This window comes from Nannocystis pusilla, from assembly GCF_026626665.1.
Classification (GTDB): Bacteria; Myxococcota_A; Polyangia; order Nannocystales; family Nannocystaceae; genus Nannocystis; species Nannocystis pusilla.
The window spans coordinates 3600045-3615274 of record NZ_JAPNKE010000002.1; the positions used below are offsets into that span (position 1 = coordinate 3600045).

Annotated in this window: 12 protein-coding genes and 3 pseudogenes; 6 read left to right on the plus strand and 9 right to left on the minus strand. The window is 72.5% G+C overall.

From position 1 onward, the window contains the following. Positions 1-80 precede the first annotated feature (80 nt). From OV079_RS15775 to OV079_RS55945, 3 genes and pseudogenes are all read left to right on the plus strand, one after another. A complete protein-coding gene (locus OV079_RS15775) occupies positions 81-2399 on the plus strand; it encodes a PAS domain-containing hybrid sensor histidine kinase/response regulator (protein WP_267769470.1) in 2319 nt (772 codons plus the stop codon). A 209-nt stretch (positions 2400-2608) separates the two neighbouring features. Next, positions 2609-2971: pseudogene (locus OV079_RS57945) on the plus strand (DUF937 domain-containing protein); the annotation flags it as partial. Positions 2972-3279: 308 nt separating this feature from the next. Beyond that, positions 3280-3930: an OmpA family protein gene (locus OV079_RS55945; RefSeq protein ID WP_267769473.1), complete on the plus strand. Its 651-nt coding sequence runs from the start codon at positions 3280-3282 to the stop codon at positions 3928-3930. Positions 3931-4124: 194 nt separating this feature from the next. Here the strand turns inward: OV079_RS55945 and OV079_RS15790 are convergent, their stop codons facing one another. The 8 genes and pseudogenes from OV079_RS15790 to thrS form a co-directional block, all read right to left on the minus strand. Continuing rightward, positions 4125-5474 carry a M16 family metallopeptidase gene (locus tag OV079_RS15790; RefSeq protein ID WP_267769475.1) on the minus strand — a complete coding sequence of 450 codons (1350 nt, stop codon included), beginning with the start codon at positions 5472-5474 and terminating at the stop codon, positions 4125-4127. Then, positions 5471-6763 (minus strand): M16 family metallopeptidase, encoded by a 1293-nt coding sequence (locus OV079_RS15795; protein ID WP_267769477.1) that lies wholly within the window; start codon positions 6761-6763, stop codon positions 5471-5473. Before OV079_RS15795 ends, OV079_RS15790 begins: the two co-directional genes overlap by 4 nt. A 99-nt stretch (positions 6764-6862) precedes the next feature. Next, positions 6863-7933: a methyltransferase gene (locus tag OV079_RS15800; protein WP_267769478.1), complete on the minus strand. Its 1071-nt coding sequence runs from the start codon at positions 7931-7933 to the stop codon at positions 6863-6865. A 20-nt stretch (positions 7934-7953) separates the two neighbouring features. Then, complete coding sequence (locus tag OV079_RS57950) at positions 7954-8949, minus strand: retron system putative HNH endonuclease (protein WP_420829407.1); 996 nt, start codon at positions 8947-8949, stop codon at positions 7954-7956. Continuing rightward, positions 8946-9206: a hypothetical protein gene (locus tag OV079_RS54035; protein ID WP_276602708.1), complete on the minus strand. Its 261-nt coding sequence runs from the start codon at positions 9204-9206 to the stop codon at positions 8946-8948. Before OV079_RS54035 ends, OV079_RS57950 begins: the two co-directional genes overlap by 4 nt. A 149-nt stretch (positions 9207-9355) precedes the next feature. Beyond that, a pseudogene (locus OV079_RS57955) lies at positions 9356-9676 on the minus strand (hypothetical protein); the annotation flags it as partial. Between the two features lie 230 nt (positions 9677-9906). After that, positions 9907-10221, minus strand: a complete 315-nt coding sequence (locus OV079_RS15810; protein WP_267769481.1) for an AAA family ATPase — start codon at positions 10219-10221, stop codon at positions 9907-9909. Positions 10222-10398: 177 nt separating this feature from the next. Further along, complete coding sequence (thrS, locus tag OV079_RS15815) at positions 10399-11619, minus strand: threonine--tRNA ligase (RefSeq protein WP_267769483.1); 1221 nt, start codon at positions 11617-11619, stop codon at positions 10399-10401. A gap of 908 nt (positions 11620-12527) precedes the next feature. Between thrS and OV079_RS57960 the strand changes: the two are divergent. The 3 genes and pseudogenes from OV079_RS57960 to OV079_RS15825 all read left to right on the plus strand — a co-directional run. After that, positions 12528-12656 (plus strand): annotated as a pseudogene (locus OV079_RS57960) (NAD(P)-binding protein); the annotation flags it as partial. A gap of 245 nt (positions 12657-12901) precedes the next feature. After that, positions 12902-13531, plus strand: coding sequence for an NAD(P)/FAD-dependent oxidoreductase (locus OV079_RS15820; RefSeq protein ID WP_267769485.1), 630 nt, complete (start codon positions 12902-12904; stop codon positions 13529-13531). Next, positions 13528-13860 carry a hypothetical protein gene (locus tag OV079_RS15825; protein WP_267769487.1) on the plus strand — a complete coding sequence of 111 codons (333 nt, stop codon included), beginning with the start codon at positions 13528-13530 and terminating at the stop codon, positions 13858-13860. Before OV079_RS15820 ends, OV079_RS15825 begins: the two co-directional genes overlap by 4 nt. Before the next feature lie 240 nt (positions 13861-14100). On the opposite strand, the gene OV079_RS15830 is transcribed toward OV079_RS15825, so the two are convergent. After that, positions 14101-15159, minus strand: a complete 1059-nt coding sequence (locus tag OV079_RS15830; RefSeq protein WP_267769488.1) for a hypothetical protein — start codon at positions 15157-15159, stop codon at positions 14101-14103. Positions 15160-15230: the final 71 nt, after the last annotated feature.

Here is a 15230-nt window from a genome sequence, read left to right on the forward strand (position 1 = left end):
GCCACGAACGCCGTCCACCGCGTCGAGGCGTCGGCTCGCGGACGAGAAGACGCGCGGCCCGTCCGCTATGCTGAGCGCATATGCAAGAGTCCGAGGGACACGCCGGCGCCCCGTGCGACCTCGCGGCGCTGATCGACAGCCTACCGGGGATGGTCTATCGCTGCCGGGCCGACCGCGTGTGGACGCTCGACTACGTCAGCGCCGGCGCGCTCGAGCTCACCGGCTATCGGCCCGACGAATTGCTGGCGAGCGAGCGGCGGTCCTACGCCGATCTCATCCTTGCCATGGACCGCCGCGCCGTCGAGACCGCCGTCGATACGGCCATCGCCGCCGGTCAGTCGTTCACCATCGAGTACCGGATCCGCGACCGCGCCGGCCGCCTCAAGCACGTGTGGGAGCGCGGCCGACTGCTGCGCGGCGAAGGCACCGCCGCCGTGCTCGAGGGCTTCGTCACCGACATCTCGCCGCTGCGCCGCGCCGAGCACGACCTGCGCGAGCGGATCAAGGAGCTCGAGCTGCTCTTCGAGGTCTCGTCGATCGCCGGCGACGAGCTCACGCTCGACGAGGCGCTGTGGCAGATCGCCGACCGGATCCCGCGCGGCTACTGCTACCCGCCCGAGGTGGCGGCGCGGATCCAGCTCGGCGACCGCGTCTACACCTCGTCGCGCTTCGCCGCCGATCCGTGCAGCCAGTCGGCGCCGATCAGCGTCGGCGGTCGCGTCGCCGGCGTGCTCGAGGTGTGCCGGATCGCCGACTCGCAGATCCCCTGCGCGCGCTACTTCCTGCGCGAGGAGCAGGAGATGCTGCACGTCATCGCCGGCCGGATCGGCGCCCTGGCCGAGCGGGCCGGCATCGTCGAGGCCTTGCGCGCCAGCGAGCGCCACGCCCGCGAGCTCTACGAGCGCCTGCCGATCGCCACGGTGTGCTGGCAGCAGCGCGGCGACGCCTTCGTGCTCGTCGATCACAACCTGGCGGCCTTCGCCCTCAGCGACGGCCACGTGTCGGCATGGGTCGGACGCGACCTCGCCGAGCTGCTGCCCGACCGCCCCGAGCTCGTCGACGCCATGAAGACCTGCGTCGCCACGCAGGGCGCCCTCCGCCGCGAGGTCGAGGTCGCGCGACCCGATGGCCCGCCCGCGATCTTCGTCGTCTCGTTCGGCTTCGTCCCGCCCGACCTCGTGCTCTCCCATGTGGTCGACGTCACCCGCGAGCGTCACCTCGAGCGGCGCTTCCAGGAGGCGCAGAAGATGGAGGTGCTCGGGCGCATGGCCGCCGGCGTCGCCCACGACTTCAACAACCTCCTCACCGTGATCCTCAGCTACACCGGCATCCTCGAGAAGAGCGTCGGCGCCAGCGAGGCCGCCGGCTCCGACGTCGCCGACCTCGAGGAGATCCGCAAGGCCAGCGAGCGGGCCGCCGCGCTCACGCAGCAGCTCCTGAGCTTCAGCCGGCGCGACATCGTCGCCCCCGAGGTCATCGACCTCGGCGCCAAGATCCGCGAGCTCCGCGGCATGCTCGTCCGCCTGCTCGGCGAGGAGCGGACCCTGACCATCTCGCTGGCCGGCGCGCCGTGTCCGGTGCGGATCGGCCCCGGCCACCTCGATCAGCTGCTCGTCAACCTCGTCATCAACGCCCGCGACGCCACCCGCGTCGGCGGCCGCGTCGTCATCGCCACCGCCACCCTCGAGGCGGGCGACGACGACGGCGCTCACCTCGACCTGCCGCCCGGTCCGCGCGTCGTCATGACCGTGCGCGACGACGGCAGCGGCATGGACGAGGCGACGCGGGCGCGGATCTTCGAACCTTTCTTCACCACCAAGCCGCCCGGCTTCGGCACCGGCATGGGCCTCGCGATCGTCTACGGCATCGTCCGTCAGGCCAGCGGCGCGATCGTCGTCGACAGCCAGCCGGGCCGCGGCACGACCTTCCGGATCTACTTCCCGCGCGACCAGGAGCCGCTGCCGCGCCGGCCGTCGACGGCGCCCGCGCCGCAGACGCGCGAGCCCGGCGGCGAGACCATCTTGCTGGTCGAGGACAGCGAGCCGGTGCGGCGGCTCGTGCTGCGCGTGCTCGGGGCCGCCGGTTACCACGTGCTGGCGGCCGCCGACGCGGCCGAGGCGCTGCTGATCTGCGAGCGCAACGGCGGCTCTGTCGACCTCCTCGTCACCGACCTGGTGATGCCGTGGACCAGCGGCGCCAGCCTGGCCCAGCGGGTCGCGGCGCGCTGCCCCGGCCTGCGCGTCCTGTTCACCAGCAGCTCGCCGGAGCGCGCCCTGCAGGCCGCCGCCGAGCTCGACGCCGCCGCCAGCTTCATCGCCAAGCCGTTCACCGGCGAGGCCCTGGTCGGTCTGGTCCGGCGGATCCTCGACGGCGAGGACGGCGAGCCGGCGGCCTCGTGAGCGCGGCGCGGATCACAGCGCCGACCCGCGGACCCGTGCGCTGCCCACATAGCCGTTCCGACATGTCCTTCGAGTCATTGTGACGAGCGGCCCGCCGCGCCGCTCGCGGCGCCGCCGGCGACCCTCACGAGCGCGAGCGGACGGCCGCAGCGTCGGGTTGTCGCATCGCGCGTCCCGATTACTCTTTCGCGCGACTCGAAAGGAACACCATGACGTTCTCCCTGACAGACACAGTTCGCGACGCCTTGACCTCCGGCGGCATCGTCAACGGCGCCGCGTCCGCCCTCGGGATCTCGAGCGCCTCGGCGTCGAAGGGCCTGGCCGCCGCGGGCTCGGCCATGCTCGCCGGTCTGGCCAACAAAGCCCGCGATCCGCTGGCGCTCGGCGAATTCTTCAACATGGCCCAGGATCCGGCGCTCACGAGCTCGGCGCTCGACGATCCGGCGCGCCTGCTCAGCGGCGCCGCCGAGGCCACCCGCGCGCGCGACCTCGGCACCCGCTTGACCTCGAGTCTGTTCGGCGGTCGCACCGACGACGTCGTCGGCGGCCTGGCCCGCCACGCCGGCATCGGCAGCACCGCGGCCGCCTCGTTGATGAGCATGGCGGCGCCGCTGGTCCTGCGGGCGGTCGGCGGCCTGGTGCGCGGCGGCGGCCTGACGGTCGGCTCGCTCGGGCAGGCGCTGCTCGGCAACCAGAGCGAGATCATGAACGCGGTGCCGCCGTCGCTGGCGGGCACGATCGGCCGCGCGCAGATCTACGACGTCGTCCGCGAGGCCCAGCCGCAAGTGCCTCACCTGCCGCACCCCGCGGCCGTCGAGCCCCGGCGGCCGGCCTGGTGGGCCATCCCGCTGGCCCTGTTGCCGCTGGCGCTGCTCGCCTGGTGGTTCCTCGACGCCCGCCGGACCGAGCGCCAGGCCGACACCACCGCCTCGCGCTACGAGACCCCGGCGGCCGTCGCCACGCGCACGCCTCCCTCTGCTCCGCCGCCCGCGAGCAAGCGCGCGACCCCCCGACCCCACAGGCCACGCCGACCCCACAGGCCGCGCCGGCGCCGAAGGCCCAGCCCGAGCTCAGGCCCGTCCACGTCGCCGAGGTCAACCGCGAGCTGCGGTTCGCCGAGAACGGCGTCGAGGCCAAGCTGCTCGCCTTCCTGCGCGACAAGGGCGCCAAGTACGACGACAAGACCTGGTTCGAGTTCGACCGCCTGGTGTTCGACACCAACGCGCAGACGCTGGCCGCCGGCTCGCACGAGCAGCTCGAGAACCTGGCCGCGATCCTCAAGGCCTATCCCAACGTGCACATCAAGATCGGCGGCTACACCGACAACACCGGCGACCCGAACGCCAACCTCAAGCTGTCGCAGGAGCGCGCCGACAACGTGAAGAAGGAGCTGGTCGCGCGCGGCGTCCCCGGCGATCGCATCGAGACCGAGGGCTACGGCGAGCAGCACCCCGTCGCCGCCAACACCACCGAGGAGGGCCGCGCCCAGAACCGCCGGATCGCCCTCCGCGTGCTCCCGCCGAAGTCTTGAGTCGCGCGCGAGCGCTGCGTCCCCCACGAGCCGGGCGCCCGCGTCGGTCCCCGGCTTTTCCTGCGCGCGAGGCTCGTCGTACGAGCGCCCGCGCGTCGACCGAGCTCGTATCGACGCCTCGAGGACATGTTCTTCAAGACATGTCCTTGTGAAACTTACCCTTTAGACATGTCACATGTGACATGTCCTATCATTCAGAGCGAGTCGTCGATCACCTTGAGCGGCCCGAGCCCGAGCGGCTCGACCTGGGCGCGGATCGTCGCGGGATCGCCGACCAACACCACCTGCATCGCCGCCGGCTCGAACCACTGCGCCAGCGCGCGCTCGACGTCGTCGTCGCGCACGCCCCCGAGCCGGCGCAGCTCGGCCGCCAGGGCGTCGTCGGGCCGCCCCGCCACCTGCATCCGCGCCACCGCCTCGATGACGGCGGCGAGTCGCTGGTGCTCCAGCATGCGCTCGACCTGGAACGCGAGGCCGAGCAGGCGCAGCACGTCTCCGGTCAAGAAGCGGCCCTGCGCCGCCTTCAGCTGCGAGAGCATGGCCCGCAGCGACGAGCCCGTGGCGGCCGCGTCGACCTGGGTCTCGATCGCCAGCATTCCGCCGCCCCGGGCCGGCACGTGGCTCACCGCCACGCTGTACGTGTCGCCGCGATCGCGCCGAAGCACCTCGCGCAGAGCCGAGCCGACCACGGCCGAAGCCAGCTCGAGCGCGAGGTCGTCGGCGTCGCCGGCGATCGCTCGGCCCACCACGATGGCAGTCTGGGCCAGCCCCGGTCGTGGCACCACCAGCACCTCGCGGCGCGCCGTCGCTAGCTCGGACGCGGGCGCGGGCATGTCGGACGACCCCGGCCACTCGCCCAGCGCCCCCGCGGCCGCCCGCGCGAGCTCGGCCCGCGGCGCCTCCCCGACGACCACCAGCGCCGGCCGGGCCCGCAGCCACTGCTCTTGCGCCTTTCGGACATGTTCGATCGACCAGCCCGCCGTCGCGCGCGCCTCCCCGAGCGCGTCGAGCCGCGGGGCCAGGCGGCGCTGCAGCTGGTGCAGCCCCCGCCTCGCCGGATCGCCGTCGCGCCGCTGCTGGGCCGCCAGCCGCTCGCGCCGCAGCGCCTCGACGTCCTCCGCGGTGAGCTCCGCGCCGCGCAGCGCCGCGCTCACGATCGCCAGCGCCTCGCGCCACGCCGACGCCTCGACCTCGACCCGCAGCAGCGCCCCGTCTCCGAGCCACACCACCTCGATCGCCCCGCCGAGCTCGCCGAGCGCGTCCTCGACGGCCCGATCGGGCCCGCGGGCCAGCAGCTCGAGGGTGAAGCTCGCCAGCGGCGGATCGATCTCCGCACCTGTCCGCAAGACCAGCCCGATCGCCGTCGTCGGACCCGCCCGCCGCACGTGCAGCAGCGACGGCCCCAACCGCTCGATCCGCGGCGCGACCACCGGCGGCGCGTTCGTGGGCAGCTCCGGCGCCGTGTGCCGCCACGACTGATTGCTCGCGCACGCGCCGAGGAGCCACGCCAGCAACCACGCCCTTGCGACGCCCCCGCGCCTCATCCGTCCCCCTCCGCCAGCACCGCCACGCGTCCTTCCGGCCGCAGCAGCTCGCGCGCGAAGCGAGCCACCTCCGCGGGCGTCACCGCCATCCACTCCGCGACGTCCTGCGCCCCGCCGAGCGGCTTGCCGGCGGCCGCCTCCGCCGCCAGCAGGGCCGCGCGGTCCTGCAGGTCTTGCTGCGCGCTGCGATGCTCCCGCGCGATCCGCAAGCGGGCGCGTCGCACCGCCGGCTCCGCCAGGGCTCCCTCGGCCACGCGAGCCAGCACGCGATCGACCTCCGCCACGAGGCGCTCCGGATCGCCGCCGACGCGGCCGATCACCCGCACGAAGAACACCGACTGATTCGGCAGACTGCGCTGCGTCGCCTGAAATCCGGCCGCCTCCGGCGGACCCTCCGCGCGCGCCAGCCGGACATATCCGCCGCGCTCCAGCGCCTCTGCCAGCACGTCGGCGGTCGCGTCGCCGTCGCCGTCGAGCTTCGGAGACGGCCAGGCCATCAGCACGGCAGGTGCCGCCCCCACCGGTCGCTCGGCCGTCACGCGCAGCTCGGTCGCTCGCCTCACCTGCGGCACCGTGCGCGCCGGCGGTCGCGGCTGCGCCGGCAGGCCGCCGAATTGCCGCTCGATCCACGCAGGCGTCTCCGCCGGCAGATCGCCGACCAGCACCAGCGTCGCGTTGCCCGGATGCACCCATCGACCGAGGAACGCGTCGACGTCGGCGATCGTCGCCGCCGCCAGGTCGTCCGCGCTGCCGATGATCGCCCCGTGATACGGGTGCCCCGCCGGGAACAACGCGGTCAGCGCCTGGATCTCGAGCCGCGCCAGCGGATCTTGCTCGGCCCGCTGGCGCCGCTCGTTGAGCACGATCCGTCGCACGCCCGCCAGCGTCGGCGCGCCGTGCTGCCCGCGCACGAAGCCGAGGCGATCGGCCTCGATCCACAGCACGTGCTCGGTCGCCTGCGCCGGCGCCGTATAATAATACTCCGTGGCATAAAACCCGGTCTCCGCGTTGTTCGCGTGGGCCGAAAGCGCGTACTCGAGGCCCTCGCGCCGGTTGCGATCGACGTGCGCCGAGCCCTCGTGCGCCACGTGCTCGACCACGTGGGCCAGCCCGCTGCGACCGCGCGGATCGTCGACGCTGCCCGCGTGGACCCGCAGCCGCACCGCCACCAGCGGTGTCCGTCGGTCGTGGCGGAGGATCACCTCGAGCCCGTTGTCGAGCCGGTAGTGAGCGTCCTGCCCCGGCGTCACGACCGGGGCGGCCAGCAGCGCGAGCACGGCGACGAGCATCCACCGTCAACGTACCGCGGCCTCACGCCGCGGCGCCGCGGTCGTCGATCGGACGCGGCGCCCGTCCTCACCCGCGGGCCGAGCCCACGCGTGCGCGCGTCACATCGGCCGTGGGCGGCACACCAGCAGCGTGTGGCTGACCCCGAGGTCGTCGTACTCGCGCTCGATCTCGAGGCCGGCCGCGTGGACGCACGCGAGGAACGTCGTCGAGCGGTACATCTGGCTGGTGCCGTTGGCGACCGCCGTGAAGTACAGCGACGTCATCTGCAGGCAGAAGCTGGCGGCCTCGAAGCGCTGGCGGTCCCAGAACGCCTCGAGGATGTAGATCTTGCAATTCGGCCCGGCCGCGGCGACGCAGCGGCGCAGGATCGACACGATCTCGGCCTCGGAGAAGCAGTCGAGGAACTGGCTCATCCAGATCGCGTCGAAGTCGGTCGGGACCGGCGAGCGCTCGTCGAGCAGGTCGGCCTCGTGGAAGCGCGCCCGCGCCAGCAGCCCCGCCTCGCGCAGGTTCTGCTCGGCGTTGCGGAGCTGCCCCGGCAGGTCCATCAGCGTCACCTCGACGTCGGGGTCGTGCCGCATGCACGCCGCCGCCCACTTGCCCGTGTTGCCGCCGATGTCGAGCAGCCGCTTCGGCTTGCCCGCGAACACCAGCGGCAGCGCCGCGCCGAACGCCCCGTCGGAATAGTAGTGGTCGAACTGGAACCACGACTTTCGCACCGACTCCGGCAATTGCGACAGCCCGGCGTAGACCGTCGGCCACTCGCCGAACACCTTGAGCCCCTCCGGCTTGCCCGACGCCACCGCCGCGTCGAGCCCCGCGATGCCGTGGTAGTTCACGTCGCGCACGAAGTCGAAGTTGGCGCGCGTCATCGGATCGTGCTGCACGTACACGCCGGTCTTGGTGATGCGATAGCGGCCATCGACCTCGGTCACGAGCCCGATCCCGAGCCCCGCCTCGAGCACCACGCGCGTGCCGTAGATCGGCAGCTCCGCCGCCGCCGCGACCTCCTCGAGGGTGAGGCCCTCGCGGCTGCGCTCGATGGCGAGGAGGATCCCGCGGTCGCGCAGCACGCGGGTGGCCTGGAACACGAACGGGGCGAACGCGATCCACTGCGCACGCTCCAGCGCCTCGAGCGCGGTGATGGGCTTGGGAACGTTTACGGACATGCCGGGGGCCCGACTGTCGCTCACCACGGTCCCGCCGACGAGTGGCAGATGGCCCGGAGCGCGACGCGCGCCTTCGCCCGTCGCCCGGAGCCAGACCCGCGGCTACGGCCCCCCAGCCGCGCAGCGAGCCCGTCTCTCGCGCCCGCCGGCGGCCCGGACGCCCCCCTCCGCCCGACGCGACCCGGGCGATCTCCCTCGCCTCCGCGCGGCTGTCGGATTTGAAACACCGCGTCGCGTTTCTCGACACTCGAGTCACGCGGCGACGCCCTGGTTCGACCTGCGGGAACGCGCCACCTCGAAGAAGTCGCAGCGTCCCGCACCCACCCTCGATCCCTCGTCGCACCGCTCACAGCGGCGAGCACCGGGAAACGAGCGGCATCAAGTCTCGGCGCTAGAACTCCGCTGGCGTGCCGCGTGCCCTGACCTTTTTCGAAAGTAATACGCGCGAACTGCCGCGTACTCGGAGATTCCCCTTCGGGAGATTCCAGAAGTGCAATTCGCCGGTGCAGTTCCTTCGTCGTCGGACTGCTCCGCTCGAACCACGCGCCCAGCGCATCCATGACCGCCCGTCGTGCCCTGACCAGACGAGCATCATTGAGACCGAGCGTTTCCATGTCCTCGCCGGCTCGTGCATCGTCCGCGACGACCTCGCCCGACCCTGTGTATCGTAGGAAACGACGCGGATCCGGCCCCACGCCCCGGGCAGGATGGAGGAACAACGGAGTCTCCTGCTTGGCAACGTCACAGGTAATCCGGTCGGCGCAAGAACCGACGAGGTTGTTCCACTGGAATACGCCACCTCCGCGCTCGCGCGGATGCCAGTGATCGATACGCATCTCGCTCTCGGTCGGCTGCACCCGTCGCTGACAGTAGGCGCAGAGCGACCCCTGATCGCGCACGAGCGCATCTCGCATCGACTGCTTCTGATCGCCATGGACGCTGTCCCAATCGGCGCCAGGCGTCGTGGTGAGGGTCGTGAGACAGACAGGTGCAGGTCCTTTGGGCGCAGAGATCATACGCCCCTCTCGAGATCGATCGCCGTCCTCGCGCGGACGATGTCCGGATCGTCCGGCCCGAGTTCTTGCTGCAACTTCTGCCAAAGCACTTCAGCCTCGTCGAACGCGCCCCGATCGATCCGGTCGAAGAGCCGGCGAACCTCGTCTCGCGTCTCGACCGGCCGCTCCGGTACGCCGAACACATCTTCGAGCAGGCTGTTGGAGTCCCGTCCATGCGTGTGCTCGACCCTTCCGATGCGGCCGTCCGGGTGAAGCACGCGGATCCACTCTGGCTCGGCCGTGGACAACACTTGCGGCGAATGAGTCGTGGCGATGAACTGGATCCTGGGAACACGCGCCGCAGGTTCGGGAGCACGGATCGTTGCCAGCTCGGATGCAGGTGGAGATCGAGCTCGTCGATGAGCACGACCCCGGACGTCTCTTTGGCCGCGTTCTCGCCGTGGTGGGGATTGAGCCGCGCCGCCCGCCATGCGATGTCGCCAGCGAGGGCCAACAAGTTACGGTAACCGTCCGAGAGGACGCGGAAAGGCAGGGTGCGGCCATCCTTGAAGTCGACCCGCAGCTCTTCGTGATTGACGGAGTAATAAAAACGCTTCGCGCCCTCCACACAATCGACGATCGCATTCGCCACGACCTCGAGCAGCGGCTCCCGAACCGCAGCCACCGATAGGTTGGCTTCCACGGCGCGCGAAATTTCCTGCAAGCGCACGGACTCTCGCCAGGACATCCAGCTCTCGAGGAGTTGATACCCCACGGCCGCCTGGAGACAATGGCGATATCCGTCGAGAACGCTCAGAAGCTTCGTCGTTTCCCGACCTTCGTTTCCGCTCCACAGCCTGCCCGTCCGATAATATGCGATGAGCGGGAGCTCGATCTGCTGGCCTCTCCCGGTCGAAGACACGGCCCGCCTCGCGGTGTCAAAGAGGGATCCTTGCGCCCATTCCGCACTATCGGGGGTCACGGCCTCCCGGTGCAGCCCCGCGCCCGGCCCCTCGATCTGGCCGCGAACGCGGGTCTGGCCCGCGACCTCGGGCTCGGCACGCCGTTGACGACCCGCCGGATCAAGCGCCGGTCATCCGCTAAGAGTTTCCCATCGTGCCCGCGATTTTGCGTCGCCATCGTCCAGATCGCAAGCAACGCCGCGATCCCATCCAGCACACTGGTCTTGCCAGATCCATTAATCCCCACGAACAGCGTGCACTCCGGGTGGAGCTCGCACTTGAGTGCCTCGAAGCCGCGGAAGTTCGTGAGCTCGATGTCGCGGATCTGCACGCCTCTTCCGTACCACGTCGGCCGCCATGCGGCCAGATACCGCGAGGGTCCCTGCACCCGTCGAGACGAGCATCCCGCCAGCGACGAGCTCGTCCTTGGGGCTCGGGCGTCGAATGCACTCATGTCTCATCCCGAGAGCCCGCCCGCTCCGCGCGGGCGGCGACTCGTTCCGCCCCGTCACACCGGCGGCGCGCAGTGCCTTACGATCTGCGCCACCGCCTGCGCGCGCGGCAGCACCTGCTGCTCCTCGCGGATCCGCAGCGTCAGCGCCTCGCTGCTCGCCTCGCGCGCTCCGATCACCGCCAGCATCGGCACTCCTTGCGCGTGCGCCTCCGCCACGCGGCGGGCCAGCGTCTCGCGGCGGTCGTCGAGCTCGGCCCGGATCCCCGCCGCGCGCAGCTCGGCCACTGCCGTCTCTGCCGCCGCTTGCTGGGCCGGGGCCACCGGCGCCACCACCACTTGCACGGGCGCCAGCCAGGCCGGCAGCGCGCCCGCGTGGTGCTCGAGCACGATCGCCAGGAAGCGCTCGAGGCTGCCGTAGATCGCCCGGTGCAGCATCGCCGGGCGGCGGCGCTGACCGGCCTCGTCGATGTAATGCAGCCCGAAGCGCTCCGGCAGGTTGAAGTCGAGCTGGATCGTCCCGCACTGCCACGAGCGGCCGAGGCGGTCGCGCAGCGAGAACTCGAGCTTCGGCCCGTAGAACGCCCCCTCGCCCGGCTGCACCACGCAATCGAGCCCCGCCTCGCGGGCCGCCGCAGCCAGCTCCGCCTCCGCGCGGTCCCACAGCGCATCGTCGCCGACCCGCTCCGGCGGGCGCGTCGACAGCCCGACCGCGAAGTCATCGAACCCGAAGCCCGCGTAGAACCTGCGGGCGCCCTGGCAGAAGCGCACGATCTCGGCCGCGATCTGGTCGGGAGCGCAGAACACGTGGCCGTCGTCCTGCGTGAACTGGCGCAGGCGGAACAGCCCGTGCAGCGTCCCGCTCGGCTCGTCGCGGTGGCACAGGCCGAACTCGCACAGGCGCAGCGGCAGGTCGCGGTACGACAGCGCGCTGCGCTGGGCGATCTGGATGTGACCCGGGCAGCTCACCGGCTTCAGCGCCGCGCAGCAGCCCTCGTCGGCGACTGCGAACATTCCCTGACGGAAATGCTGCCAGTGGCCGCTCTTCTCCCAGATCGGCTGTCGCAGCAATTGCGGCGTGCGGACCTCGTGATAGCCGTCGGCGCTGGCGCGGCGGCGGGCCGCGTCTTCCAGCGCGCGGGCGAGGACCAGGCCGCGGGGGTGCCAGAACACCATCGCCGGCGCCTCTTCCTGCAAGTGGAACAGGCCGAGGCGCGGGCCGAGGGCGCGGTGGTCGTGGGCGTCGAGGACGGAATGGGGGCTGATGTCGTGGCTCATGGCGGCGGTCTCCGGGGGTGAAAGGACCGGCCGGACGGAGCGACGCCACCATGCGCGCAAAAGCCCCGCCGGCTCGGGCGGGGCTTCGCAGGGCGTGTGTCTCGGGCTCTCAGCGCACGCGCACGCGACCGACCCCACCCGGAAGGGTGGTGGTGGTAGTCGCGGTGGTGGCGCGCCGGAGCATCGATTTGGGGATACACGCGGCCTCTGGAGCGGTCAAGGCGAGCGCTCGTGCGGAAGCTCGTGGGCCCGTCCATCCCACACCTGCGATTGCGATCACCTCCTTTCGCGTGTCGCCGATCACCGCGTCGCCCGCGACGACATGTCCCTTCGGACATATTATAATGGGGCCGACCCCGGCGCGCCGCCTGGCGCCCGCGCCGAACCTGTCCCTTCAGCCAGCCACCGCTTACCCGGCGAACCTCGTCATGCCGCAGCCGGCCGGGCCGAGCCCAGGCTGTTCGCCGCCGCGTCCCCGCCTCGGCACCCGCGCTCGCTGCCCGCGCGCGGCCGTCGCCCGCCTCCCGAGCTCGGCCCGTTCGCCGGCGCGTCCCCGCCTCGGCACCCGCGCTCCATGCCCGCTCGCCTCACCCGGCTCGCCGCCGCAGCCGCCGCGACATGTCTCTTCGGCCAGCCTCGATCGCCCCGCCGGCGATCGCCCTCGCCGACCTCCGCCGCGCACCCCGCCGCTGCAGACCGCCCCGGACATGTCCCTTCGGTCAGCTCGCCCTCCCCTCGGGCCGCGGCGAGCACGCCGTTCCGGCGGCCACCGGCGCCCGCGCGGGGCAGCGCCGGGTCCTGCCCGACCTGTCTCTTCGACCAGCCTGGCACGGAGCGCGAGCGATCGCGCGCCCCGCCTGCGTGCGGGCCCGCTTCCGGCCGTGGCCGCGCTGTCGTATCACTCCGCCATGCCCACAACAGGCTCCGCGTCGGCGCCTCGCCGCGCGATCGTGATCGGCGCCGGGATCGCCGGCCTCCTCGCCGCCCGCGTGCTCACGCGTCACTTCGAGCGCGTCACTCTCCTCGATCGCGACAGCTTGCCGGCCGGGCCCGAGCCGCGCGCCGGCGCGCCGCAGAGCCACCACGTCCACGTCCTGTTGACGCGCGGCTGGAAGATCTTGAGCGAGCAGTTCCCCGGCCTCGGCGACGCCCTCGCGGCCGCGGGCGCCCACGAGATCGACTGGCTCGACGACGTCGCCTGGCACACCCCCTTCGGTCAGGCCCCGCGGGTCCCTCGCCGCTGCGCTCGCGCGCCTGCACCCGCGGCCTGCTCGAGTACCAGGTGCGCACCGCCCTCGTCGCCGACGAGCGCGTGCGCATCCACTCCGGCCTCGAGGTCACCGGCTTGCAGGCGGCCGGCGAGCGGATCGTCGGCGTCCAGGTCCACCGCCGCGCCGGCGCCCCCGAGCTCGCGGCCGACGAGCTGCGCGCCGACCTCGTCGTCGACGCCGGCGGGCGCGCCTCCAAGGCCCCGACCTGGCTGGCCGCGCTCGGCTACCCCGAGCCGCCCGAGACCATCATCGACGCCCAGCTCGGCTACGCCACCCGCCTCTACGAGCTGCGCGCCCGGCCTGACTGGAAGGTCCTCTACGCCATGGGCAAGCCGGGCAAGAACCCGCGCGGCGGCGTCGTCTACCCGGTCGAGGGCGGGCGTCACATCGTCACCCTGGTCGGCTACGGCGGCGTGTTCCCGCCGGTCGACGAGGCCGGCTTCCTCGAGTTCGCCGGCGCGCTCGAGACCCCGCTCTGCGCGAAGTCCTGGTCGACGCCACGCCGTGCTCCGCCATCCACGGCTATCGCAGGACCGAGAACCGCCTGCGCCACTACGAGCGCCTGCGCCGCTGGCCCGACGGCTTCGTCGTCCTCGGCGACGCCGCCTGCGCCCTCAACCCCGTCTACGGCCAGGGCATGAGCGTCGCCGCCGTCGCCGCCACGGTCCTCGACGACGCCCTGCGCGCGCGCCCGCACGAGCCGCTCGGCCTGCGCTTCCAGAAGCGCCTCGCCGCCGGCAACCTCGCCGCCTTCATGACCGCCAGCAGCGACGACCTGCGCTGGCCGGGCACCACCGGCAAGGTCTCGCCCGGCCTCAAGCTCATGCACCGCTTCGTCGACCGGATCTTCGCCGCCGCCACCCGCTCGCCCGAGCTCTACCTGCGCCTGATCGAGGTCCTGCACCTGATGCGCCCGAGCCGCGACCTGTTCCACCCGAGCGTGCTGCGCCGGGCCCTGCTGGCGCGCTGACGGTGAAGCATGTCCCCCACGACATGCCCTCATGGGCATGTCTTCGGAGACATGTCACATTCGACATGCTCGATAAGACCTATCTCTTCGACCATGTCGGGCAGGAGCTCGGCGCCGGGCGTCGCTCGCGGCGGCCGACGATGCTCCGTCCCTCGCCGCAGGGATACTACATGTCTCGAGAGACAGCCGGACGTGCCCTGCCTCTCGACGCGGTCTCGGCCGCCTGCCCCCTACCACCGCTCACGGCCGCAGGTCGACCAGCCACGGCCAGCCGAGCGCCCCCGGCCGCTGGGTCAGGACCAACGAGCCAGGCGCTTCCGGCAATGTCCCCAAGACCCTGTCCATCGGGACAGACAGGCGCGTCGACGTGCGACCGACCTCGAGCCCGACCACGTCGACGAGCACCAGCGTCTCGCTGCGGTCGACCAGCTGCACCGGCAGGCGGACGGCGACCTCGGAGCCGCGGTCGAGCGCCGCGTTGGCCCACAGCGCCAGCTTCATCCCGGCGAACGGCGTCGTCAGCAGGAAGGCCGCCGCGCTGAGCGTGAACCACCGCAGGGAGTCGGGCGCGCCGCGCAGGATGAGCCCGAGCGGGACCAGCACCACCAGCCACAACAGGCCGCCGAGCCCGAGCGCCCCGAACACCGGCCCCCACGCCAGCACCGGCGGCGGGCGCAGCAGCACCGCCAGGCCGAGGGTGACCAGCCACGCGAACGCGATCACGAAGATGTGGCCGACCGCGCGCCGGCTCACCAGCTCGCCGCGCGTGGGCATGTCCTTCGGGACAGCCATCGCCGTCGCCAGGGCGCGCAGCGACGCGAGCAGCGCCTCCGCGACCGTCGTCTCCGCCAGCTGCGCCGCCGACAGCCGCGCGGTCACCCGACCCTCGCCGAGCTGGACCTCGCGAGCCGGCCCGCGCACCAGCGCCACCGCGGCCGCCCGCGCCGCCGGTTCGGCCAGCACCCGGGCCACGAGCGCGTCCGGGGCCTCGGACTCGACGTAGACCGCCGCGTCGAACGCCGGGTCGCCGAGCTGCAGCTCGCGGTTGAGGCCGACCGCCTTGCCGCCGCGGTCGAGCGCGTCCTCGGCCCGCAGCACGATCCGCGGCATCTCGCCGGCGTCGGCGCGCAGCACCGCGAACACCGCCCCGACGCACGCGCCGTCCTCGAGCTCGGGATAGACATGGACCTCGGGACCTGTCCCGAAGCGCAGGACGAACGGCGCCAGCTCGCTCCGCCCGCCCGCCTCCGCCGCCAGGGTCTCGCCGCCGAGCCCCTCCGCGAGCCGTGCGAAGTCCATGTCCCGCAGCATGGCCCGCGAAGGCCCGCCCGACAAGATCTCCGCCCGCGCCGGGCCGACCCGCGCGGACG